We start from the raw sequence: 24,271 nt of genomic DNA, 5'->3' as shown, positions 1-24,271 counted from the left end.
TATTTCTCACTCTTCATTTATGAACCAGACCTGTAGTAATCTCTAGTTCATATCGTTGACTTTCTGGCATTTGCGCAGCGTAAGCCAAGCGAACAGCAAATTCAATATCATAAGGTACGCGTACGAATTGAATCGCAAATCCAGCTTGCACATTGCTATCGGTTTCCCCCTCTAAAACACAGTAGCAGGCTTGCGGAATACCGTCATAGGGTGTTCCCACACTACCAACATTGAAGAGCATCAGACCGCTGCTCGCGTGCTTCACAGGGCGTTTCTCCGATGGGTTTTTGATCGTTATGAGATAGGGAATATGAATGTCTCCGTAGCCGACAATATCAGGCTGTTTCCCATCCGTCGACGCACCTGTCATCTCCGTATTTTGAAACATCGCGAGACGCTCTTCCTTGGATGCTTTACGTTTCACTCTATGATAAACACTTTGTGCAGAAGCGTGGAACAGTCGGAACAATTTGCCGCTTACATTCAAATCAACGGAGAAAGGCAGCTGTTTCAAATAAGTGAGCCGATCCTTACCAAGCTGCTGCTGATGCCACAATCCGGCAGTCTGCTCCTGCGGGAGGGTAATCCCCAAATCCCAGTTTCCTTGAACAACGGATTCACATACCTCCTTGATACGGTCAACGACAGCAGCGGAATCAGGCCCTTTACCCACAAGGTCGCCCAAACAAATAAGGCGTTTAATGCCTCGGCGTTCAATATCTAAAAGCACAGCTTCCAGTGCGGGTAAGTTACCATGAATATCCGATATGATTGCGATTTTCTCCAACGTTTTCGTTCCCTTTCTCTGATAAACTCAAATGAACTTCATTATGCTTCTGTTATACCACAAGGATGATGAATCTGAAAATGAGAGTCTCTTACTATTACCCAACGAGGGTTTCTTCTGCTATAATTTGTAGGGGGAAAGGGGAATGTTTTGATTGGAATCCAGACAAGATCGTCACCGTAAACCGAAAAAAGAACGCATTGCAAACAAGAAGACCCCGCTTAAAGCAATTGGGGGACTCACGCTTGCCGCAGCAGCCTGTTTTGCTATTGGCATAGGCGCTTCCTATTGGACATCGAACAGTAAATCAGCAGAAGAGCAAGATTCAGCATCCTCACCAGTGGCTAGTGTTTCGCCTGTTCCAACCAAACCAACGAATACAGAAAGTACAGCTAGTGCGGAGCCAAGCGCAAAGCCTAGCCCAGAGTCTACGGCAAAGGCCGTTATCCCGACTCCTGCTCCTATCGCATCGAGTAAGCCCACGAGCAGTGGCGGGCAAGTGAAGTTAACTTTTGTGGGTGATGTGTTGATGGCCTCCAAAGTGGAAGATATTTTAAAACAAAAAGGCTATGATTACCCTTATACAAATGTAAAAGACTTTCTGAGCACGCCCGATTATACGATTGCTAATCTAGAAACACCCATAACAACTAGAGGGACAGTTCAAAGTAAAGATTACGTCTATCGTTCTTCACCGATGGCGTTACCTGCCCTGAAAGCTTCTGGCATTGATCTCGTTAATCTAGCGAATAACCACGTGATGGATTATGGGACAGAAGGTTTACTGGACACGATGGATGCCCTTGATCAAGAGGGCGTTAAGCGAGTTGGAGCGGGCAAAGATTTGGAAGAAGCTTACCGACCAGTCATCGTGGAAAAAGCGGGTGTGAAGATTGCTTTCTTCGGCTTCAGCCGTGTCGTTCCAGAGGCTTCGTGGAAAGCAGGTCCTGGCCATGCCGGCGTAGCTGAAACGTATAGCTACAAGCTGCCAGTCGAAGCCATTCAGAAAGCAAAAGAAAGCGCTGATCTGGTTGTTGTCGTTGCCCATTGGGGAGTGGAAAGAAGCGATAATCCGGATAAGAATCAGAAAGACTTGGCCCATCGCTACATCGATGCTGGCGCTGATCTCATCGTAGGCGGTCACCCACATGTCTTACAAGGCTTTGAGCAATACAAAGGCAAATGGATTGCCTATAGTCTAGGCAATTTCATTTTTACAACGAATGATAACCCAAAGACTTGGGAGACGGTTATCCTAGAGGCTTCATGTTCTAAGGATAAACAATGCGATATCCACCTTGTGCCAATTTTGACCAAAGCAGCTCTGCCGACTCCGATGAGTACGGAAGATGGTGCAAAGCTCTTTCAGCGTTTGAGTAAAATCTCAATAGGCGCTCAAGTGGACGCGCAAGGAAATGTTAGCAAGAAATAAGATGAGGAGCAATTAACATGACAGATGCTGTTCGCAATATTTACTGCGTAGGTCGCAACTACCGGGCACATGCCGCTGAGCTGGGGAATGATGTTCCCGATCAACCCATGATTTTTACCAAGCCGACACATGCACTCACCCCTCTAAATGGGGGAGAGTTGACGCTTCCCGGTGATCAAGGTGAGATTCACTATGAAGCCGAGCTTGTCTTACATATCGCTAAGCCTTATACAGAAGGCATCCAAGTGGATGAGATTGTCGACAAGTATGCACTCGGCATTGACTTCACACTTCGGGATGTTCAGAACGTCATTAAGAAGAAAGGTCAGCCATGGCTGCCTGCCAAAGGCTTTCTGAAGTCTGCACCAATCAGTACATTCCGACCATTTCCTGGAGCTTCAAAGCTGACAGAAGCGAACTTCCAGCTTCGTCAGAATGGACAGGTTGTGCAGAACGGCAATATCAGTAATATGATCTTCGATCTTCAAACCATCATTGATTACATTGCAAAACATTATGGTTTAGGTGCTGGCGATATCATCTACACAGGTACTCCTGAAGGGGTAGGTCCTGTACATCAGGGTGATCGCTTGGAGCTAATATGGGGCGAAGAATTATTCGGAGCTGTTACGATTAACATGTAACAGGTCAAAGGGCAGTCTCTTAAGGTCATTGATGACCTGAGAGATCTGCCCTTTATTTTTCCTTGATCATACTTCTGTTGGATCCTCTAAAGCAGCATCCGAATATAGATCTCGAACCCGAAGGATGTCCGGCAACTGTTGGAAAAATGCATCAACCACTTTGGGGTCAAAATGCTCGCCCCGCTCCTCTTTAAACAAATGCAAGATCCGATCGAGCTCCCAAGCTTTTTTGTAAACACGCTCACTGCCGAGTGCATCGAATACGTCAGCAATCGCTGTAATTCGGCCATAGATGTGAATGTCCTCACCTTTGATTCCGCGTGGGTATCCGCGCCCGTTCCATTTCTCATGATGCTCATGAGCGACAACAGCAGCCGTCTTCAGAATATGGCGATTGGAGTTTTTGAGCAAGTTATAGCCAATACGTGTATGGTTCTGCATCAATTTGAATTCTTCATCCGTTAATTTCCCTGGTTTGTTTAAGACACTATCAGGGATAGCTACCTTACCGATATCATGCATGGGAGAAGCCATTTTCAACAATTCAGCTTCTTCTTGATTCATACCTAATCCTAAGGCTAAGAGATAAGAATATTCCGCTACACGCTTCACATGATTTCCTGTCTCCTTGGACCTGCTCTCACCAATTTCCCCCATTCGAAAAATAATTTCCTTCTGCGTTTCCTCGATCTCATTCGTAAGCAAAGCAGATTCTAAGGACTTACCCGCGTAGGAGGAAGCTAACGTTAAATATTCCATGTCTTTATCTGAAAATTGCTCACTTGCCGTTAGCTTATTAATGGCTTGGTAAGCACCTATAATTTCACCTTGGCTGTTTCGGAACGGAATAACCAAGAGCGCTTTGGTGCGGTAACCCGTTTGTTGGTCCGTTCGAAGAGCTCCATTCATGAGATAGGACTTATACTCTTCATTCGAATAAGCGTCATGAATAAATACAGCTTTATCATTCGTTACAGCATAGCCGACAAGACCAGCCGTACTAGGTATGCGAATTTCATCGAGACCATGAGCTACTTTGGACCATAACTCATTTTTGTTCGTATCAAGCAACCAGACCGTACATCGATCAGAGACAATCATTTCTCGTCCCATATCGGCCATCAGCATAAGTACATTGTCTAGGATTCGTTCGTTAGCAATTTTGGCTGCATAGTCAAAGATGACGCGCAGCATCTCCTGAGGATCCAGGTCTCTTTTTAACTGGGAATTTATATCGAATTGTTCGTTTTCCATGTCAGCCTCCTAACATTCACCGAACTTAGTTTATCATAAATTTCATAGAAATTGGTTACATCTTGTCGAGTTAACTGAAAATTAAGATGAATTTGTCGATCTTAACGAAAGGATTGTAAACATACAGCCTCGAATACGACTATGATACAATAAGAGATATTTGAACGGTTTATAAGCGGAGAGACTTTGGTCTCCGACCAAAGATCCCTATATATTGTATGGAAAGAAGAATAGGAGTGCTGCATGTGGAGTGGATTTGGGGTTTAGCGGGAAGCTTGATCATCGCAGGTGCGGCCTATTGGAAGGGTTCCTTATCCTTATCGGGCTTGGCTGCTGCTATGCTGCTCGGTACGTCGATGTTTGCACTGGGAAACTTAGCTTGGTTTGGGACACTTATCGCCTTCTTCATATCTTCTACCTTATTATCTAAACTCAAGCATCAACGTAAATCTACAGCAGAAAGCGGTTATGCCAAAGGTGGAAGACGCGATGCCGGACAAGTTGCTGCAAATGGCGGTCTCGGTTTATTGCTATGTATAGGGAATGCGGTTTGGCCCGATCCAGCTTGGTGGATTGTATTTGTTGGGGTTATGGCAACGGTCAATGCAGACACTTGGGCTACGGAAATCGGTGGAATGAGTTTATCTACACCGCGTTCAATTATTAACGGCAAGCGTGTTCCGGCTGGCACATCGGGTGGTGTAACGGGATTAGGACTGCTGGCTTCATTGCTGGGAGGAGCATTCATTGGTTTGGTTAGTGGATGGTTCAGTCAGATGATTGAGTTAGAGTATGAGGGAGGGGCAATTGCAGTACTATTCATACTGGGTGCTGTTTCTGGTTTGATTGGTTCGTTGGCAGATTCTTGGCTAGGAGCGACGTTTCAAGTGATGTATCGGTGTAACGTTTGCGGGAAAACCATCGAGAAACAGTTTCATTGTGGCCAGAAAGCCGTACAGATTCGCGGTATGAGATGGATGACAAATGATATGGTCAATGCCGTATCCTCGCTAGTCGGAGGCATTATGTGCTTAGCATTAAGTGTTTGGATAAATCCTCTGTTTTAAAATAACTACAAAACAACCCTACTGCAATCTGTGCAGCAGGGTTGTTTTTGTATGCTTAATGAACCGTTGAACCACTTGGTTCAGATTGGTCTTTATCATTCGCCGGTTGCGGGGGAGCTGGGGGGAATAAGGCATCCTGTAGCTGCTTTTCCAAATGGCGAACTGTACGCTGCAGCTTGTATTGACGTACCATTCCGAAGAGGCCGACAATCAGACCGCCTAACAAGGTGGATGTTAAAATGACAAGGATTAAGGGTGTGGATGTCTGAGCAAACATGAAATTTACTTGAACCGGTTCGACATTAATGACGGCAAAAACTGCCGTTATGAGGGCGAATATTAAAGCAGATATGAGAATCCATTGCATCTTCATCCATCAGTCATCCTTTCACCTGAGAAAAGGTTGAAGGCGTACGCCCTCAACCTTTATCAGAACAATTACTTCGTTAACTCTTCCATTTGATCAAGTAGGGAGCTGAAGACACTCATCGCTTGCTTGATTGGTTCCGGTGTGGACATGTCTACGCCGGCCTTTTTTAAGATGTTAAGTGAGTAGTCGCTGCCGCCGCTTTTTAAGAAGCCTAAGTAACGGTCTACGGCAGGCTGGCCTTCATCCAGAATTTGCTTCGCAAAGCTGGTTGCTGCCGAGAAGCCCGTTGCATATTTGTACACATAGAAGCTGTTGTAAAAATGAGGAATTCTAGCCCATTCCATCTCGATATCCTGATCCACGACCATGGCATCCCCATGGTACAGCTTATTCAAGCCATAGTAGATTTCGCTGAATTCCTGTGGAGTCAGGGAATCTCCGTTTTCTGATTTCTCGTGGGTAATCATTTCGAATTCAGCAAACATTGTCTGACGGAATACCGTTGTTCTGAACTGATCCGCGTAGTAAGTTAGCAAATAAAGCTTTTCTTTCGGATCCGTTACGCGTTTCAATAAATAGTCCATGAGCAGTGCCTCATTAAGCGTAGAAGCGACTTCAGCAAGGAAAATCGTATACTGCGCATAACGGTACTCTTGGTTCTCATCGGACAAATACGAATGAATGGCGTGACCCATTTCGTGTGTCAATGTGAACATGCTGTTCAAGTTGTCCTTATGATTCAGAAGCACGTAAGGATGTGTGCCATAGGCACCCCAGCTATAAGCGCCGTTCCGCTTATTTTTGTTCTCATAGACATCGATCCAATGGTTATCGAAGCCGTCTTGAAGAATTTTCAAATAGTTTTCGCCCAGTGGGGCTAAACTTTTCATAATTTCTTCTTTGGCTTGCTGGTAAGTGATGTCCATCTTGAACTCTTCAACCAGCGGGGCAAATAGGTCGTACATATGTAATTCATCGACTTTAAGCAGCTTCTTGCGGAGCTTCAGGTAACGCTGCAGCTGTGGCAAAGAATCGTGAATAGTAGAAATTAAGTTCGTGTACACTTCTTTCTTAATATTGTCCCCAAACAGGGTGGATTCAAGAACGGAAGGATAGTGACGAGCCTTGGCATAGAAGATATTCTTATTAATATTCGCGCTAAGCGTTGCGCCAATTGTATTCTTATTGTTGCGATAAGTTTCGTAGACAGCATGGAAGGCATTTTTTCGAACTTCGGCGTTGCGGCTCTCTAGGAATTGAATGTAACTTCCATGCGTAAGTTCGACTTCTTCGCCTTTTTCGTTCTTAATTTTCGGGAATTTCAAATCAGCATTGTTCAGCATACCGAAGATGGTGCTTGGCGCTCCAGCCATGTTACCCGCTTGGGCAAGCAGGGCTTCCTGATCCTTGGATAGGGTATGCGGCTTCTGGCGAATCATTTCTTCGAGTGTGTCCTTATAGAAAGATAAAGAAGGATCTTCCACCAGCTGCTTAAGCTTTTCATCCGATAAACTGAGAATTTCTGGTGAAACAAAGGAGAGCGCTTCTCCTACTTCGACACTAATTTTTTTTGCTTTATCAGATAAGGCCTGGTAGGTTGGTTCTGCTGTATCTTCATGGTGCTTCATGTTGGCATAAACATACAGTCTTTCTGTTTTCACAGAGACTTCATCCTCCAACTGGAAACACTGCTTTACCGTTGCGGGATCGCTTAGTTTTCCTTGGAAGGCGCTGATTTTGCCAAGCGAGTTTTTCACATCCTGAAATTCCTGTTCCCAAGCCTTCTGATCGGCAAATAAATCCTCCAGATTCCATCGGTGCTCGGCCGGTACTTGCTTGCGTTCCAATATTTGAGTCATCGGAGCCCTCCTGTCCTTGTTTTGAGATTGGGGTAATCGGCTATCTCTTGCGTGTAATTCGACTGCAGGGATCGAGCTTAGAAGCAGTCCCATTGCCGCAGTCACATAAATCCAGCGCATTACGGTCACGCTCCCGGCATATTCCCACATGGGATGTGTTTGATAAAATCCCATAACATGGTTTTCACCTAGTATGACCGTTAATCCACTCATTTATGATTATATGAAAAAGCTGGAAGGAAGTAAATTTACATTCCGGCTCCAAAGAAGCTAATTAAGATTAGTACAAACGATAACGAGACCATAACAATCGCCAGTAAGGCTAAGTAACGTTTCATTTGTGCCGGAAGGCTGTCTTTTTTCATAATCAAAATGATGGCAAGGCAGAAGGATACGAGTACAAATGTGATGATAGATCCGGAATCGGTCATTGTTGAATCATCCTTATCCCTATAGAGTATGACACTTGCTAACTAACGCATGATACTAACTTTCGCTGTGCAAATGAAAACTCCTTTTTCAGCCAGCATGCTGCATCGTTTCATCCGGATTTTCATCATCCTCCGCTTTGACCAGTATGAACTTGCCGCGAGAATCCATTTTGACGGTAAACCGATCTTCAGCAGCAATCTGTGCCTCATCGCTTAATTCCTTAGGAAGTGTAAGCTGACCGCTGTCCCCAACTTCGACCTGGTAGCCAATCATTTTCGACCATTTGCCTGCTGCAAGCACTACTACGATGAGTAAACCAATGAACAACCATTTGCCAAGCGGATTTGAGTTGAAATAAGGGGCAAGGAAACTCTCACCGGTAATCATTTTTCCAGCGGTTAATACGAGCACACCTGCACCGATATATAGGATCGACGGATACTTCTCAATCCATTTGATGAACAGCGTACTGCCCCAAACAACGATAGGTACACTAACCAGAAGCCCGATAATTACAAGTAAGAAATTTCCATGAGCAGCACCGGCTACAGCAATGACATTATCGAGACCCATCACGGCATCAGCAATAATAATCGTTCGAATGGCTGCCCAGATGCCGTCTTTGACCTTAATATGATCGTGATTTTTCTTTTCACTAAGCAGTTTATACGAAATCCAAAGGAGAAGAATACCGCCGATCAGTAGAAGACCAGGGATTTTCAGAAGAGTAACGACGACCATTGTTGCCAGAGCACGAATAACGATGGCGCCAACCGTACCCAAGAGGATAACTTTCTTTTGTGTTTCTTTTTTCAAATTACGTGCAGCCATACCGATAACGATCGCGTTATCCCCCGCAAGTACCAAATCAATGAGAATAATGCTGAGTAGTGAGACGAAGAAACCTGATGATAACCAATCCATGAGCGAACACTCCCTTTAGCGTATTTTTGAAAAAAATAGAGCCTAGCACCGGTGACCGGTGAAGGCTCTAATTCATCAAAAAAGACCTTCACCAATAAACATGGCAAAGGTCTTGCTAACAACGTTTGTCGTTGCCAATAAAGCCGGGACCTGATGAGGATCCGAATTGACGACTTTACTGTATCAGCTACTCCCCTTTGGAGTGATACGTATGAACTTATAACTTAATTATAAGAAGGGTGGATGTGAAAGTCAAGGCATTTGGACCAAAGAATTAAACTTCTTTGAAAGCATCCATGATAGCTTGCCATTCTTCATCCGTACCTTGGAACTTGTCCTTAGCAAACCGCTCACTAGCCCAGTGCAACATAGCTGGTCGTCCGATGAAGGTATGACACTCTTCGCCCCATTGATCGGTTATTTCGGTGAGAACGATTTTACTGCCCTGTACCTCGACATTCAGCATGTTCCATTTATCTTTTTTGTAAATAACGTGTTTCTTAAAAGGTTGATTTGACACTTATTTTCCTCGTTTCTGCATTGAGCTCAAAGATATAAGCAATCGTACCACAAAAAGTGGCGATTTCCAAACAAGCAGCTGTCAATTTCTTGTTGCCTCCAATCACGGTCCCATGATAAAATCCTCCTAATCCTTTCCATAGGGAATGGGTTATGAGGCAGTTAGGCAAGGCCAAGAGTTGAGCAGAGGAGAGATGAGCATGGAACAAAAAGGTGTTTATGAGCAGGTTGGGGTTGCGATGACCTCAAGATCGTACGCAGAATATGAGAAAATGTTTATGTTGCAGACCGAAAATTTAATGGGTAAGCGAGTCTTAGATGTTGCAGGCGGTGCATCTTCCTTTACGGTAGAGGCGCGGCAGCTAGGTATATTCTCAGAAGCGGTTGATCCTTTGTATGAGAAATCTGCTGAGGCGATCGCGGAGCATGGTCTGCAAGAGATTGAGCTTGTTGCAGCCAAAATGGAAAAGTTAGTAGATGTGTATGATTGGACGTATTATGGTTCTGTTGACAAACACAAAGCTGGACGTGTCAAGGGCCTTAAGCAGTTTGTAAATGATTTCTCGAGTAAAGATGCAGCTTCCAGGTATCATGCTGCTTGTCTTCCTTCACTTCCATTTGCAGAAGCGAGCTTTGACCTTGTTTTATGCAGTCATTTTCTCTTTCTATATGAAGAACAATTCGACTACGCTTTTCATCGGGCAGCCGTTAAGGAACTGCTTCGTGCCTGTAAGCCTGGTGGCGAAGTGCGTATTTATCCGTTATTGAATTTTCGGCAAGTCGAATATAGCAAGCTCTCAGAATTAATAAATGAGCTCACAAATGAAGGTTGTTTGGTCCAAAAAAGAGAAGCGAGACTGCCTTTTTTGCCGAATTCTCATCAATATTTATGCATAATTAAACACCCTTCTGCATAGTGGAAAACGTTGGTACATCAACTAATATTAGCTTATCCACAGCGTTTTTTTCGTTGATTTATAACCTTGATAATGGTATAATTTCCTTATTCGTCATAGATGGCGATATTTTTAGGAGGTTGTTCATTTGAAGGGTACAGTTAAATGGTTTAATGCAGAAAAAGGCTACGGTTTCATTTCTGTTGATGGAGGCGACGATGTATTCGTTCACTTCTCCGCAATTCAGGGCGAAGGATTCAAAACATTAGAAGAAGGCCAATCCGTTGAGTTTGATATTACTCAAGGCAACCGTGGTCCTCAAGCAGCTAACGTCACCAAGTTATAAGAAACTGGGACTTCCCACTTATAAATAGAGTGTCATAGCACAAACAACAAAAGACAGTACCCGTATCCACTCGGGGCTGTCTTTTTTGCAATTCTTCTATAGCCTGTACACTTCCCCTGAGGAGATGTACAGGCTTATTTATATTTTTGAAAGCAGACAATGTTATACGAATATATCGACGATCAGCACGGTTCCAAAAGCAATAAACGAGAGCAGTGTCTCGAGTACCGTCCACGTTTTAAACGTTTCTTTGACCGTTAACCCGAGGTATTCTTTTACCATCCAGAAACCGGCGTCATTGACGTGGGAGAGCATGAGCGACCCTGCGCCTGTGGCGATAACGAGCAGCTCCAAATTCACGCCTGACATATGCTCAACAATCGGCGAAACAATACCAGCCGCTGTCGTTAATGCAACTGTCGCCGAACCTGTTGCGACTCGGATTAATCCAGCAACCATGAAAGCTAGAACAATAGGAGAAAGGGAGATATTCTCGGCCATTTGAGCAATGGATGTACCAACGCCGCTCGCGATAAGGATCTGTTTAAACCCGCCGCCAGCACCGATAATCATTCTCTGGAGTCACGCGCTTATGCACCCATTTAGCAAACAATGGACCTGCAATGATCGCTGCAGGGATCGCAATGATGAGAGAGTAGATAAGAACTTTTCCGATATCGGCTTTAAAGATGCCGATGGCCGTCATTGCCCCGGGATGCGGCGGCACAAGACCATGAACAATGGATAATCCGGCGATGACAGGCAAGCCGATTAACAAAATATTTTGTTTCGTTGATTTATGAATGGAGATGACCAAAGGCAGCAGCATGACAATCCCTACATCAAAAAATACAGGGATCCCTATAATAAAACCGGAGAGCAGCATGGCCCAAGGCAATCTTTTTTCACCAAAGACTCGTATAAAGAAATTGGCGACTTGTGTACCAGCGCCTGAATCTGACATCATTTTTCCTAAAATCGTACCTAACGCTTATATAATCCCTCTTCTCCATGGTGTAGTAAGCGTTATCATCGTGTAGGCGAGAAAAGGTACTTCGCTTTTCCGTGTATCTTAACTGTCGTAATTAACTACATAGTTGTGCATGACCGTGCTGTAATAACCTTTACTGAATTCGATCAGATTGCCTCGTTCATCATACGAATAACGTATTCTCTTCAATAGAGGGGTTCCTTCTTTTACATGCAAGATTTCTTCCACATGAGAAGGAGCAGTGGCAGCAGCAAACTCATCTCGATACTTTTCTAAGGTAATTCCGTGCTCCTCAAGCAATTCGTACAAGGATTGATCATTCAAATCCGAAAGTTCAAAATTTGACATTTGCATAGATAGATAGTGGGAGTAGTGAATATAAGGTGTGTCATTCAAGTGATAAAGACGCTCGATGAACAAGCAGCGCTCTCCAAATAATTGATAAGGTTCTGTGCCTACCTCATTCGTTACAACTTCGGCTCGCAACAATTGCTTATGAATTTGATGGCCCTCTTCAACCAAAACTTCTGTGAAACGCTTCCATTTGGAAAGCTTGGATGTAGAAGCATTTCGTATAACCTTGGTCCCTTTGCCGCTGCTCTTTTCCAAATATCCCTCTTGCGCAAGTTCTTTGATGGCATTGCGAATTGTGATCTTGCTGACATCGAATTCCTGCTCTAGCTGTGGCTCCGACGGTATATTCGATCCTAAGGGATACACACCGTGTAAGATGCGATCCTTCAGGATATTCATGATTTGTAAATATAAAGGTCTTTTATTGCGGGATAAGTTCACCAATTCAATCACTACCTTTCTACATCGCCTACGGCTTCGGTCATCGCACGAAGAATATCGCTTTCTGATGACATCGGAGTATCGCCTACAATGGTATGTGCAAGCATGCCGGCAGCCGCTGCAAATCCAACGGTTTTCTCCGGTGAAAATCCCTGAACTTCTCCGTGTACAATACCGCTCGTATAGGCATCTCCTGCACCAATTCTATCATAGATAGAAAACGTGAGCAGTTTAGAAAAGGTGAAGCTTTGGTCCTTATAGATAAATCCGCGCAACGAATGCGTGTTGTCACCGTTAATCTGACGGTGTGTACCTGCTATGACAGAGATCTGATATTGCCCCGCAACTGCTGGAATCAGCTCCATCAGTTGTTCTTGACTTTCGATCTGATCGGTATGCATGCCGAGGGTAAACATCGCGTCTTTTTCGTTCATCATGACAATGTCAGCCAGCTGCAGCATTTCCTCATAGTGCGGTTTAGCCTTGGCATAACCGCCTTCGCCCCAATGGGCGGGACGATAGTTACAATCGAAAACAACAGTGCCGCCCTGCGCTTTGACCGCTCTAGCCAAGGCTTTCATGTGCTCACGCACCCGATCATTCATAGCCAGTGTAATACCACAGAAATGTATGATATCCATATTTTTAGCGATTTCAGTAATAGGATAAGTATGTTCAGGGGCTGTGTTGAAGCTGCTTTCCTGACGATTAGAATAGGTCACGCGACTGGGCCGCGCACCGAATCCATTTTCTAAAAAATACATGCCCAAGTAACTGCCGCCTCGAACAATGAACGATTGTGTGATACCTAATTTGCGCAAATACGATTCCGCAGCATCACCCACGGCATTAGTCGGCAATCTGGATATCAGGTACCCGGTATGCCCTAAACGCGCCAGTGCTGAGCTTACGTTCACGCCTGTACCGGAGAAAGAATAATTCAAGCTGCTGCCTTGGGACAAGAGTTCATATCCCGGCACCTGCAATCGCATCATGACCTCTCCAAAAGCAGCAATTCGTTTAGCCATGATGATCAACCAGTTTTTTCATGATCGCCAGTAATTTACGAACGTCTTGGGTATTCGTTTTCCCCGTATCTTTATCAATGATCGATGAATACACGTGAGGGATGACTTGTGGAACCTTAGCTTCCAGCGCGATACGCAGAATGGTTTCGAAATTATCCATGTCGATACCGCCGGTCGGTTCTAACGCAAAACCTTCTTCTCCGCATGCTTGCGCGACAGCGCACAATTCGTCCTCACAGCTTAAGCCATTCATCGGGAAATATTTCAAGGCATTGCCGCCCATGTCGCGGACAAGCGCGATGGCCGTTTTCACAGGTACAATGGCATGCTCGGATTGCCCAGCGCTTACTGGACCTGTTGATATATTGACGTAGCCAACGCGTCCAGTAGGGGAGACCAAACTGTTAATCCAGCTTTCTTGGTCACCAAGATTGGCGCGCGTTGCACCTACGACAGGGAATACTTGGTTAATGTGGCTGCCAGGATAGTGCTTCGCAATGGCTGCGACAACCGCAGCTTGACGATTATCGCCAGCGCCAAGTCCGATTGATACGGCTTCATCAATGGCTTTTCCGTATTCTTTCATTGCGGCTACAGCTAATTCAACCGTCGGATAATCTTTGGATAGAACGCCGACAAGTACGTAACCTTCCGCTGCTTCAAATATCTCTTTAGCATTCTCTACACTATTAGCCAATACATTCAATGCCGCACGGCCTTTGTAGAAACGTTTTGCAATGTTGGACATGTTATTTGCCTCCTACTAGTTTACGTATTTGAGCAGCGATAACTTCAATATCATCGCCTTGAAGCGGACGTGGGTCGATATCGAAATAACCCTGTCTCACGCCATAATCGCGTGTGTAGATAGCAATCTCACCACTCTGCAGTCCTGTGACAACTTCCTTGGCCGTAGTTCCTGCTTGCTCAGGATCAATTTGAATGCGTGCACGGAAAATCGCACGACCTGCTTCATCCTGTACAATGGTTACTTTTAAACCTTTTATTTCACTGAGTGGCATTAACACTTGTAAAGCTGCTTTTTCTTGTTCGCTTTTATCTTCTTTGACGCCATATTCATCAAGTGCTTGAAGTAACCCGAAAGTGGTTTCTTTGCCAACCTTCATGCTTCGACCAATACCATGCAGTTGTACTTTTACCCACTCGATATAGCTACGCTTCCCGCCGATAATCCCTGAAGTAGGACCTTCAATGGCTTTTGAACCACTGTATATGGCAAGATCTGAGTATTTTACATACTTTTGAATATCTTCTTCTGCAGCTGCATCTACGATCAGCGGAACACCATTACGCTGTGCAATCTCCCAGGCTTCTTCAACAGAAATCATATTTTTTTGGACGGCATGATGAGATTTCACGTAAAGAATAGCAGCTGTATGTTCAGTAATCGCATCTTCGATATGCTCTGCTTTACCCTCATTGGCGTAACCAACTTCAATGAGCTTACCGCCTCCCAAGTAGAGCATTGTTTCAACAGGGGCTCCGTATTGAACGTTGTGACCTTTTAGCATGATGATTTCGTTTTTGGCAATAGGATCTTGATGCAGTCGTTCACTCTTGCGGCGATTTCCTTCCGTCACAACAGCCGCGACAGAGAGTGCAATGCCGCTTGAGGCCGAATTGACGACAACCGCAGCTTCGGAACCTAGGATATGGGCGATATAGTTGCCTGCTTTATCAACGAGATCCGCAATCTCAACGTAGTTTTGCCCGCCATGCTTCATGGCTTCCATGACCGTATCTGTCGGAGCAGATACACCTAGAATGCTCATTCGTCCGCTTGCATTGATTACACGCTTTAGACCATATTTAGCATTTAATGAGAGAGCCATTCACAACCACTCCTTTGGCTTGTATGATTTGATCTGCTATACGCTGGTCACCTTCAGAATCGACAAGTGTAGTCGGTTCATTTTGAACCGTAAACAGGGTTAGATTGGCAACGTCACCAATTTGAATTCGACCAAGCTCTGGCTTATGGAGCCAATTCGCTGCATGTGAGGTGACCGCTGCGATGACCTCTTTAAGAGTGTAGCCTAAGTAAAGAAATTTCGAGAGTACATGGGACAAACTATATACTGGGCCGTTCAATCGGTTCCCTCGGTAGATGTCTGTGCTAATGGTATCTAAACCGATCTGATGTTGTTTTGCTGCCTCCGCAACCTTAAAGGAAAAGCTTGCAGTGCCATGGCCAACATCCAGATGTACGCCTCTTTCAATGGCTTTCGTAAACGCCTGTAACGGTTTTCCAGCTTCATCAAAAAGATTATTAGCTTTCCCATTCAGATAATGTGTAATGATATCCTTTTTCTCTAAAAGTGAAAGGATGTCTTCGATACTCGGCGGTCCTGAACCGATGTGAACCATCAAGGGGAGAGAGGTTTCATGAGAAAGTGCACGCGCAGCGAGTAAAGGTTCAATGCCGCAATCACGAACAACACTTTTGCTTATTCTTGCCTTTAATCCAACAATGATATCTTTATATTGTTTTACGGCCTGCACAGCCTTTTCATGATCTATCCACGCCATGTTGGATAATTCATCGACTCTTTTTAAACCAATTCGTGAAATGTTCAAAAAAGCGAATAAGTTCGTTAGAGCTCGTTCCTTACTTGCAACTAAGTCAGCAATTCGGTCAGCTCCGCAACTTCCAGCGTCTACAATGGTGGTTACGCCTTGTTTGATTCCGATTTCATCAATTTCATCGCCGTAGGGATCAAAATCAGGAAAGGCATGGGTGTGTAGATCAATCCAGCCACTCGAGACATAAACACCAGAATAATCAAAAATAGGCTGCCCATGTCCATCCCCAGAGCTGGTCAATTCGGCGATCTTTCCGTCTTCAATTACAATATCGAAACAATCTCCATTGACGTGCATTACATTGTGCAATACGAATCTCTCTTGCAATGCTTATCACCTTTTTCTGCAACTCAATTTATTAACGCTAACATTTATGATTGCCTAGATATCTCCTCACATATGTAGGAGAGGGTTGTGATAATGAAGTAAATAATATAACGTTATAATGTTAAAATAGCACAGAAAAGCAGCTAAGTAAATATAACGTTATAATGTTTGAAAATTAAATTTTGCCAAGAAATAAGCAATGGAATTCAATTCCTCTGACCGGGGGAAATCACACAACAAGGCGGATTTGAAAACAAACGCGTCTAAAAACAAAAGGAGCTGTCCGCGAAGGCGGCAGCTCCAATCATGAATCGTATTAGTCGATGATTTGAAGAATATCATCGACTTCTTTGCGTGCCAGTTTACCTGGACGATCCTTCGGATAACCGAGAGCGATGACCATATTAATCTGACATTCTTCTGGAATGTCCAGATAAGCTCGAATTTGATCTTGAGCTAGGAGTACAGGCCCAGTCATCGGGCATGTTGCCATGCCTCTAGCGTGCGCGGCAAGCATCAGGTTCTGAGAGGCTAAGCAGGAGCTCTTAATGCCTTCTTCGGCCCATACAGTGTCTTCGACAAGCTGAATTGGATCAAAAATACGATCACGGAACTTCGATTCGTAAGGCGTTGCTAAGCAAATGATAAGAACAGGAGCATCGGAGAATGCGGTAGCGTAGGGGCCGAAAGACTTCACCAACAAGCGGGCTTCTCTAGAAAGTCCTTTTTCCTCGGCAGCCGCCGCACGGAGATGGAGTTGGTCCCAGGTTAATTGTTCGATATGTTTGATTTTCTCTGTATTTCTTATCGCAATAAACTTCCATGTCTGGGAATTCGTATCGCTGGGTGCATATCTGGCGCAATCGATAATTTCACGAATATCTTCCGTGGCAACTTCTTGCTCTGTAAAGTTTCGAACACTGCGGCGCTCTAGTACAATCGTCTTAAAATCTTCATAATTCATAAAGAACAACTACCTGCCTTTGCTGCTTGAAATGTGCATATTTTGTTACTTGGTACTAAGACTTTATCCTTATTATAAAGCAGTTGCTATTGCAGCACAACCGTGTCGCCTTCATTCAGACCTTTTAGTACTTCGGTTTTCTCGGGGGTTTCCATCCCAATCTCAATATCACGGCGTTCTACGCCTTGAGCAGTCTGCAGCATCACGTAGTAGACTTCTTTCTCATGAAGTACGGCTAAAGTGGGTACGACTATGGTTTGAGGTTTTTTATCTGTTTCTATCGTGCCTGAGAGGCTGAGACCGGCAATTAACTGCTCATTTGGTTCTAAAGAAATGGTAACCTCGAATTGAGCGGAACCTGTGCCTTGCTCCGTACCAGTCTTGGCAAATTTGGATACTTTTTCAACTTTACCTTGAAGCTTCCTCTGCTTTAGGGCATCTACTTTTACTTGTACGAGCATGCCTGGCTTAATACGAAATACATCAAATTCACCAACCGTGCAAACCAACTGTAATTTCGTCAAATCTACGATTTTACCGATACGCACGCTTTCCTCGATAGACTTAGGGATTTTGGAGGAGTCTTCGAATAAGAAGATGCCATTCTCAGGTGCAACGTAGGAAGCTTGCTCCACTTTCTCTTGTTTCTTCGCCAATTGCAATTGAATGGATTGATCATTGACTGCATTCAACTGCTCTTGAATTTTACGCCCTTCTGACGCGGCAAAGCGCTGGCGGGCATCATCTTCACTAACAGCACCTGCAGCGACACTGCCAGTATCCCCCCCAGGCCCAGCAGCTTTGAAATTGGCTAGATCGGCTTCCAACTTTTGTTTCTTCAAGTTAGATTGCAAGGTTGCAATTTCACTTCTTAGCGGTGAGGCATCAAGCTCAAATAACGGCTGTCCCTTTGTTACTTGAGCTCCGTCTGTTATGTGCCAAGCTTTTATTTCACCACTGAAGGGTGCGTAGACGCGCGTCTCCTTCTCATAAGAAGACTTCCCTTTCACTTCAATGCTGTTAACCAGATCTTCTTTTGTGACTTTGAATTGTAGGGCATTGAACGCAGAACCTGCATCGGCATTTTTTGTATTCATTTGGTTAGGATGGCTTGATATGTATAGAAAGCTGCTAATGCCGCAGACAATGACGGCTGTTAGAATTAGCATCCATGTTTTCTTTTTCCTCATGCTAAACAATCTCCTATTCTCGTTTAATTGCTGTTAGTGCATCGGTTCGAGAAGCTTTAACCGCGGGGTATAAACCCGAAAGGACGCCTGTCATAATCGCAAAAAACATGCCGACAGGAAGAATCCAAAAACTGATAAACAAAATTTCAACGGGATCACTGCTATTAGTGGAGTCGAATTTGATAATGAGAAGATTAATTCCCCATATGACCCAATAAGAGAGCAAAATACCAACAAAGCCACCAAGCATGCCTAGAAGTGAAGATTCCACGATAAACATATTGCGGATTTGTTTCAAATTCGCGCCAAGTACTTTCATGATTCCGATCTGTCGCCGGCGCTGATGAGTGGACATCGTCATCGCGACCACGATGGAAATGGAAGCTACGAAGAGTACAAATAGGCCAACACCGGTGAGCAGCAATCTAACAATGGCAAACTCGCCTTTCATACGATCTTCTTGATACAAATTAGTCTGTGTTGTGAGTTGAAGTTTTTTAATCATTTCATCTACTTGTTTCACATTCATACTACTATCAACTTTGACTCTAACTTCTGAATATTGAACAGGTCTATTTGTTGAGGACTTATTTTGGGCTTGTAGAATTTTGAGACCTGTTTCTGGGGATACATAGGCAGCTTTGTTCCCTTGCAGCATGGACTCTGGCAATCCATCGGGTTTCTTAAGTACTCCGACGACGCGAACTGTCACCTCATTTGGTTGGATGGTGTTCGTCCCTGATGGGTTCCCTGGCTGCTCTTGGTTACTATTCGATTTCAACGAGATTTGTTTTTGATATAGCGGGTATGGAATAGCACCCATTTGACGGTAGGTTTCAGACTGTTCCTTGCTAGGATTTTGCTGCATAAGTTTATTACGTACTTCCTGCGTCTTTGTATCCAAGACACCAAGCGTAGCCCCATAGTTGAGAACGATATTATTATCCTGATCACTCGCCTCACCCTGTTGGAACTTGGAGTCGAAGTCCTCTAAAGTACTCAACTCTGTTGCCTTGAGGTCAAGGTAGCTTTCTTTACCATCATCGACAGTGAATCTGAATTGTCCTAAATCTTGAAAACTAGCCACCGATTTAACATGCGGAAACGTACGAATGAGATCGAGCTTACTTGACGTAACTTTAGAAGGACTGTTAGGATCGCTGTTTTGATCAACGATGGTGATTTCATCGGTTTTGAGATAAAAGCTCATTTGCTTCTGACTGTAGTGTTGAATAGATTCACCAAAGCCAAGGGCAACCATAATGGAAGCCGAGCCAATGGCAATTCCAACGGTACAAAGGGCCGTCACAACCTTGCGTCGCTGCAGCTGGTCCCAGCCAAGACGAAGGTAATCCTTAAGTTTCATCCGGCTTCACCTTCCTGATCGTTTCCTTCCAGTAAATAACCATCGCGAAGCTGCAAAATGCGCTGCGTTCTGCGTGCAACTTCATGCTCATGGGTAACAATAACGAACGTAATGCCATTCCGGTTCAAGTCAATGAGTAGATCGATGATCTCTTTTTCTGTCTTCGTATCCAGATTGCCCGTTGGTTCGTCAGCAAAAACGATAGCTGGCTTCGTGATCAAGGAGCGGGCAATACTGACACGCTGCTGTTGTCCTCCAGATAACTGAGACGGAAACATATCTGCCTTGTCCCCGATACCGACCTGCTGTAAGAGAGCCATCGCTCTTTGTTTACGTTCCTGACTTGCGACACTTTGGAATACAAGTGGCAGTTCTACATTCTCGCGAACGGTTAAATGTGGTATTAATTCATAAGATTGGAAGATGAATCCGATATGAGTCCGCCGAAATTCCGCCAAGCGGTTTTCGCTCATTTTCTCAATGGCCTGTCCAGCGATTAAAATACTACCACGGGTGGGCTTCATCAGGCCTGCCATTAAATTTAGCAGTGTTGATTTCCCAGAGCCTGAACTGCCGAGTAGAGCAACCATTTCTCCTTGCTCCACTCGGAAATTAAGCTCATGAAGTACGGGAGTTTCTTCTTGGCCTGTGCGGAAACTGTGAGATAACCGTTCAATGGCTAACACGTGAACAACCCCTTCATTTTAAAACTCATCGACCACTGGGCATACTTTCACTTTCATCGTTTTGAAATATATGCGTACCTAGGAACCCAATGGCCGCGACGATCGATAAGCAAGCTGCAAAGACATAGACTGTGCTTCCACCAGCTAAATCAAAAATCCAACCGCCTAACGTGCCGCTAATTAGTCCCGCAATACTAGACCAAGCAACAGCGAAGATGGCTTGCCCAGAAGAGCGATACTCATCAGGTACAATTTGGCTAATATAGCGATTGGCCGTGAATAAGAAGATACCGAATGTTAAACTATGTAACAATTGAACGCCAATGACCCAAGTAGGATCTTGAATAGAGCCCATAATGAAGAATCGTACGGCATATACGATTCCGGCAAAGGCAAGCAGGGGTAATTCTTTGAACCTATGTCCATGTTTGCTCAGAAAGAAAAACACCGGTATTTCACTAAGCGCCGAGGTCATCCAAGCATACCCAATCAGGGAATCAGATGCCCCAAGCTGGCGCATGTACAAGGCTAGGAATCCATCGTTGAAACGATGTGATACGGACATAATAATAACTAACACTAAGAACCAGATGAATTTCTTGGAACGAATGATATTAAGCATGCCCCCGAAGGCCATCTTCTTGCCACCTTGACGCGCATCTTTTAGCAAAAAGACGATGACTAACGTGCAACTAATAGTAAGTAGGCATAGTATTGGCGTAAGCCCTGTACCGTAGTGTCTAAGAAGCAACCCAAAACCTCCGGCAGATACGGCGAAACCGATGGAACCCCAGACGCGGAAGGAGGCATAGCTCTTACCGCTATCTCGAATACTTAGCATTAACTGGCTGTCATTCAATGAATTTACGGGCTGCTGGAAGAAGAAAAACATCGCTAAGCATATGTACAGCAGGGAGAACCAACCCGCTGTAAATACCAAGATGGCAGTGATCAGCTGCCCAATAATAAGAATGATCATAATTTTCTTTACCGTTTGGAAGCGATCACTAAGGAATCCCCACAGCAAGTTGGTTGCTATCCCAATCAGTGGTCCAATGGCATACAGCAAACCGATCTGAATTTTGGAATATCCTTTGTAATCAAAGTAAAGCGGGAAAAAAGTAACGACAATACCCATCGTCATAAAAAAGGAAAACGTGAACAATTTGAGTAGATGGTCTTGTGGCTTTGTAGGATTAGACGTTTTCATTAGTGGTTATCACTCGATTTCTTTACAAATTTTCTGTAGAAAAATACGTTTGCCCGTTTTCAGACGTTCGTTTGAGTATAAAGAACACGACTAGAAGTTCAGCTAGCATACCAACAGATTGCGCGAGAGCGCCGATCAAGCCATTCCAGCTGGGTGCATTAGAAATGGTGATGAATAAGGTTAACACGGTAACAATAGCATTCGCAGATTGAGATAAAACCATGATTTTCGTTTGGCCTCTCAGCATAATAATACCGTTCATGTAATCAAGCCAAGGGAATACAATCGTCATGATCATAAATATACGCATGGCAAGTAAGCTTGCATGCATCAGCTCGGAATTAACACCCATGACATGTGTCATAAACCAAGGTCCTAGAGCTGTATAGGCAAGTATAGCGATGAGTGCTCCTGGAATAAAGCTAAGAAGGAATACGAAACGGACGACAGTTCTCGCATCTTTGCGGTAGAAATTCAAAACAATTTGATGAATGTAGGAAAAGAAGCTCAAAACCAATTGAGTCAGGGAACCGGCAATCGCATAAGAGGAGATCGCTAAATGAATATGCGTTGTTTTACCTAGTATGGCATTGATGGCGGGTCCAATGACGACGGCAATGATCGAAGAATACAGAAGGGGCTTATAGAAGCTGAAAATTTGTTGTTTGGTTTCAATCGGATGATCAGGCGCCTTCTCTGGAATGACGGTTCGAAGTAAGGTGGTTCCTTCCCATACAGCAACCATAGCTTCAATAATCATTCCCACTAAGAAAATAATCGCGCCAACACGGCCACTAGAAACACTATCTGTAGTAATAAAATATAACGATAACAAATACATAGCGATGATTCGCACGCACATCCCAATAGTCAACCATTTGGTCCGCATATTAAAAATAATGATACCGTGAAATAAGCACCGTAGTCCTGAGAAAATGCTAACGTACATCAAGATGCGATAAACACTAAGTGTAGTGTCTAATAATTCACGTTCAACTCCAAAAAAATAAAGAAATACCCATTCTCCAACAGGCGTATAACATAAAATGAGACCAATTAGGATGATGCAGGCGAATACATAAGAACTTACTGCAGCCATGGCTCGAAAGGAGATACGGTCTCTTACAAGAGCTGAGCAAGCTTGTCGCAGCAAAACAACGGGTCTTTCGGTTAAGCCAAGTAAGCTTAAAGGCAGCGCATAGCTGGCAATGACCACTTCCGGATTATCGGCCCTGGCCAAGGTGCTATTGATAATAACATGCGAGAGGGTAACTAGTGTTGCTGAAAGGCCGAGAGGGAGGAAAAAGGAGATGAGCTGTTTCCAAGTGATGTTTTCTTTTATTGTCTTAGCGGTCATCTAAATCGCACTCCTTAGAGTTTTGCTTTAGCAAAACTAGCTTTGTAAGCATAACTCTTACTAAAAATCCCCTTTTAAAAACGTTATTTAAGTATACCAGAAAATGAAATCAGGTTGACATACAATTTTAACTGGAAACCCAAGGTTTGAAGTGATACATTTAAAGGTAGAATGTTTCTTGAACAAGTCGCAGCCAGTTTTTACTGCAAGGAGGTTTAACAGAAGAATGAGCTGCTATTTCCAGTATGATGCCAGACTTGGCATTGAGATTCCCGTGTTAGAAGTAGAGTGGGAGGATTATCCGCCCAGTGTGCGTGTTGATATTTTATTACATTGGGAACAAATTCGCGGTGCAATTCCGGACCGCATTATGAAGCTAGAGGCAACGATTATTTACAAACAAAATCAGTTGGACAAGGAAGACGATTTTCCCGCATCATGCCGTTTGAATTCCGAAATTGCTGACTTAGCTTCTATCATAAATGATCTTCATCTTTGGTTCCGGGCGAATCAGGAATTGGAATCGAAAACCCACCAATAATGGTTGTCAATGAAGGGAGAATGACTGCATGCATAGCAATAAGGATGGAGATAACTGGCTGGAAGCTATTGCAAAGCCGCTCTTGGAGCATCTACCTGCTTTATATCCGATTGAAGAATGGGATGTAAGTATGGATGCACGCATTGAAGCGCTTGTCCCAGCTATGATGATCCAAGGCAGTCCGGGGCAAGAGTCTTATGGATTGGCGATTAAAGCGGGTCTTTTTTTACTGAATGAGAGTTTAGATAAATCGCATGATATTGCCCAGGAAATCACGAATGCAACAGGCAGCTACTGGCATGCTCTAATGCATCGGATGGAGGGGGACTACAGCAATGCGAAGTATTGGTTCAACGATGTCGGTCATCATCCTATTTTCTCTAACTTACTACAATGTGTGAGCGATTATTTGACTGTAAAAGACTTGGCTGATTTGGACAATGAAGCCCTTCGTTTGAAGCTTGAAGTGCTTATTACTTCTCCGGAATGGATCCCTTGTGTATTCATAGATATCGTAGAGTTACAAGTATCCTTAGTTCAAAATCCTATTGTTGATCAATGGTTACGGCACATTCAACGATATGAAATGCAGTTATTGTTACAATATTGCTATGAACAAAGTTGTGGAGGAAGTCTGCTTGAAGCAATTGGACAGAAGTAGCACAAAGGTTCCAAAAGGCCC

At 44.1% G+C, this 24,271-nt stretch carries 25 protein-coding genes and 1 pseudogene; 7 read left to right on the top strand and 19 right to left on the bottom strand.

Annotated features, from left to right (window positions below; translation table 11 throughout):
• Positions 1–13: 13 nt before the first annotated feature.
• The gene (locus QFZ78_RS14025) at positions 14–787 is read right to left on the bottom strand and encodes a metallophosphoesterase family protein (RefSeq protein WP_307548346.1); all 774 of its coding nucleotides are present in this window, start codon (positions 785–787) and stop codon (positions 14–16) included.
• 154 nt (positions 788–941) lie between these two features.
• Between QFZ78_RS14025 and QFZ78_RS14020 the strand changes: the two genes are divergently transcribed.
• Positions 942–2,219: a CapA family protein gene (locus tag QFZ78_RS14020; protein ID WP_307548345.1), complete on the top strand. Its 1,278-nt coding sequence runs from the start codon at positions 942–944 to the stop codon at positions 2,217–2,219.
• Between the two features lie 17 nt (positions 2,220–2,236).
• Positions 2,237–2,863 carry a fumarylacetoacetate hydrolase family protein gene (locus tag QFZ78_RS14015; RefSeq protein ID WP_307548343.1) on the top strand — a complete coding sequence of 209 codons (627 nt, stop codon included), beginning with the start codon at positions 2,237–2,239 and terminating at the stop codon, positions 2,861–2,863.
• A gap of 66 nt (positions 2,864–2,929) precedes the next feature.
• Here QFZ78_RS14015 and QFZ78_RS14010 read toward each other — a convergent pair whose 3' ends face one another.
• A complete protein-coding gene (locus QFZ78_RS14010; protein ID WP_307548340.1) occupies positions 2,930–4,117 on the bottom strand; it encodes an HD domain-containing phosphohydrolase in 1,188 nt (395 codons plus the stop codon).
• 245 nt (positions 4,118–4,362) lie between these two features.
• On the opposite strand from QFZ78_RS14010, the gene QFZ78_RS14005 reads away from it, so the two are divergent.
• The gene (locus tag QFZ78_RS14005) at positions 4,363–5,184 is read left to right on the top strand and encodes a DUF92 domain-containing protein (RefSeq protein ID WP_307548338.1); all 822 of its coding nucleotides are present in this window, start codon (positions 4,363–4,365) and stop codon (positions 5,182–5,184) included.
• 55 nt (positions 5,185–5,239) lie between these two features.
• On the opposite strand, the gene QFZ78_RS14000 is transcribed toward QFZ78_RS14005, so the two are convergent.
• The 5 genes from QFZ78_RS14000 to QFZ78_RS13980 all read right to left on the bottom strand — a co-directional run bounded on the left by QFZ78_RS14000 (position 5,240) and on the right by QFZ78_RS13980 (position 9,235).
• A complete protein-coding gene (locus QFZ78_RS14000) occupies positions 5,240–5,557 on the bottom strand; it encodes a LapA family protein (RefSeq protein WP_307548336.1) in 318 nt (105 codons plus the stop codon).
• Positions 5,558–5,622: 65 nt separating this feature from the next.
• Positions 5,623–7,413, bottom strand: a complete 1,791-nt coding sequence (gene pepF / locus QFZ78_RS13995; RefSeq protein WP_307555669.1) for an oligoendopeptidase F — start codon at positions 7,411–7,413, stop codon at positions 5,623–5,625.
• A gap of 248 nt (positions 7,414–7,661) precedes the next feature.
• Positions 7,662–7,844, bottom strand: coding sequence for a hypothetical protein (locus QFZ78_RS13990; protein WP_307548333.1), 183 nt, complete (start codon positions 7,842–7,844; stop codon positions 7,662–7,664).
• 88 nt (positions 7,845–7,932) lie between these two features.
• Positions 7,933–8,769, bottom strand: a complete 837-nt coding sequence (locus QFZ78_RS13985; protein WP_307548332.1) for a TerC family protein — start codon at positions 8,767–8,769, stop codon at positions 7,933–7,935.
• 274 nt (positions 8,770–9,043) lie between these two features.
• On the bottom strand, positions 9,044–9,235 hold the full coding sequence (locus QFZ78_RS13980) for a hypothetical protein (RefSeq protein ID WP_307449492.1): 192 nt from the start codon (positions 9,233–9,235) through the stop codon (positions 9,044–9,046).
• A 253-nt stretch (positions 9,236–9,488) separates the two neighbouring features.
• Here QFZ78_RS13980 and QFZ78_RS13975 point away from each other — a divergent pair, with 253 nt between their 5' ends.
• Together QFZ78_RS13975 and QFZ78_RS13970 are read left to right on the top strand one after the other, a co-directional pair.
• On the top strand, positions 9,489–10,205 hold the full coding sequence (locus tag QFZ78_RS13975; RefSeq protein ID WP_307548329.1) for a class I SAM-dependent methyltransferase: 717 nt from the start codon (positions 9,489–9,491) through the stop codon (positions 10,203–10,205).
• A gap of 127 nt (positions 10,206–10,332) precedes the next feature.
• Positions 10,333–10,530 (top strand): cold shock domain-containing protein, encoded by a 198-nt coding sequence (locus tag QFZ78_RS13970; RefSeq protein WP_028556542.1) that lies wholly within the window; start codon positions 10,333–10,335, stop codon positions 10,528–10,530.
• Between the two features lie 162 nt (positions 10,531–10,692).
• Here the strand turns inward: QFZ78_RS13970 and QFZ78_RS13965 are convergent.
• From QFZ78_RS13965 to QFZ78_RS13910, 12 genes and pseudogenes are all read right to left on the bottom strand, one after another.
• Positions 10,693–11,521, bottom strand: a pseudogene (locus QFZ78_RS13965) (GntT/GntP/DsdX family permease); the annotation flags it as partial.
• 81 nt (positions 11,522–11,602) lie between these two features.
• Positions 11,603–12,316: a GntR family transcriptional regulator gene (locus QFZ78_RS13960; RefSeq protein WP_373461120.1), complete on the bottom strand. Its 714-nt coding sequence runs from the start codon at positions 12,314–12,316 to the stop codon at positions 11,603–11,605.
• Positions 12,317–12,327: 11 nt separating this feature from the next.
• Positions 12,328–13,344: a sugar kinase gene (locus QFZ78_RS13955; RefSeq protein WP_307548325.1), complete on the bottom strand. Its 1,017-nt coding sequence runs from the start codon at positions 13,342–13,344 to the stop codon at positions 12,328–12,330.
• A complete protein-coding gene (gene dagF / locus QFZ78_RS13950) occupies positions 13,337–14,092 on the bottom strand; it encodes a 2-dehydro-3-deoxy-phosphogluconate aldolase (protein WP_307548322.1) in 756 nt (251 codons plus the stop codon). Before dagF ends, QFZ78_RS13955 begins: the two co-directional genes overlap by 8 nt.
• A 1-nt stretch (position 14,093) precedes the next feature.
• Positions 14,094–15,197, bottom strand: a complete 1,104-nt coding sequence (locus QFZ78_RS13945) for a DgaE family pyridoxal phosphate-dependent ammonia lyase (protein WP_307548320.1) — start codon at positions 15,195–15,197, stop codon at positions 14,094–14,096.
• On the bottom strand, positions 15,175–16,275 hold the full coding sequence (locus tag QFZ78_RS13940; protein WP_307548318.1) for an amidohydrolase/deacetylase family metallohydrolase: 1,101 nt from the start codon (positions 16,273–16,275) through the stop codon (positions 15,175–15,177). The genes QFZ78_RS13945 and QFZ78_RS13940 overlap by 23 nt, the downstream gene beginning before the upstream one ends.
• 316 nt (positions 16,276–16,591) lie before the next feature.
• Complete coding sequence (locus tag QFZ78_RS13935) at positions 16,592–17,239, bottom strand: nitroreductase family protein (RefSeq protein ID WP_307548317.1); 648 nt, start codon at positions 17,237–17,239, stop codon at positions 16,592–16,594.
• 86 nt (positions 17,240–17,325) lie between these two features.
• Positions 17,326–18,429, bottom strand: a complete 1,104-nt coding sequence (locus tag QFZ78_RS13930) for an efflux RND transporter periplasmic adaptor subunit (RefSeq protein ID WP_307548315.1) — start codon at positions 18,427–18,429, stop codon at positions 17,326–17,328.
• A 13-nt stretch (positions 18,430–18,442) separates the two neighbouring features.
• Positions 18,443–19,795, bottom strand: coding sequence for an ABC transporter permease (locus QFZ78_RS13925; RefSeq protein WP_307548314.1), 1,353 nt, complete (start codon positions 19,793–19,795; stop codon positions 18,443–18,445).
• Positions 19,792–20,481, bottom strand: a complete 690-nt coding sequence (locus QFZ78_RS13920) for an ABC transporter ATP-binding protein (protein WP_307548312.1) — start codon at positions 20,479–20,481, stop codon at positions 19,792–19,794. Before QFZ78_RS13920 ends, QFZ78_RS13925 begins: the two co-directional genes overlap by 4 nt.
• A 25-nt stretch (positions 20,482–20,506) precedes the next feature.
• A complete protein-coding gene (locus tag QFZ78_RS13915; RefSeq protein WP_307548310.1) occupies positions 20,507–21,691 on the bottom strand; it encodes an MFS transporter in 1,185 nt (394 codons plus the stop codon).
• Positions 21,692–21,713: 22 nt separating this feature from the next.
• Positions 21,714–23,048, bottom strand: a complete 1,335-nt coding sequence (locus QFZ78_RS13910; RefSeq protein WP_307548308.1) for a multi antimicrobial extrusion protein MatE — start codon at positions 23,046–23,048, stop codon at positions 21,714–21,716.
• 226 nt (positions 23,049–23,274) lie between these two features.
• On the opposite strand from QFZ78_RS13910, the gene QFZ78_RS13905 reads away from it, so the two are divergent.
• Together QFZ78_RS13905 and QFZ78_RS13900 are read left to right on the top strand one after the other, a co-directional pair.
• Positions 23,275–23,589: a hypothetical protein gene (locus tag QFZ78_RS13905; RefSeq protein ID WP_307548305.1), complete on the top strand. Its 315-nt coding sequence runs from the start codon at positions 23,275–23,277 to the stop codon at positions 23,587–23,589.
• A 28-nt stretch (positions 23,590–23,617) separates the two neighbouring features.
• Positions 23,618–24,250, top strand: coding sequence for a hypothetical protein (locus QFZ78_RS13900; RefSeq protein WP_307548303.1), 633 nt, complete (start codon positions 23,618–23,620; stop codon positions 24,248–24,250).
• Positions 24,251–24,271: the final 21 nt, after the last annotated feature.

The organism is Paenibacillus sp. V4I5, from assembly GCF_030817255.1.
Taxonomy (GTDB): domain Bacteria; phylum Bacillota; class Bacilli; order Paenibacillales; family NBRC-103111; genus Paenibacillus_E.
Note: the sequence above shows the minus strand (reverse complement) of the source record. Positions and strands in the feature narration are given on the sequence as shown.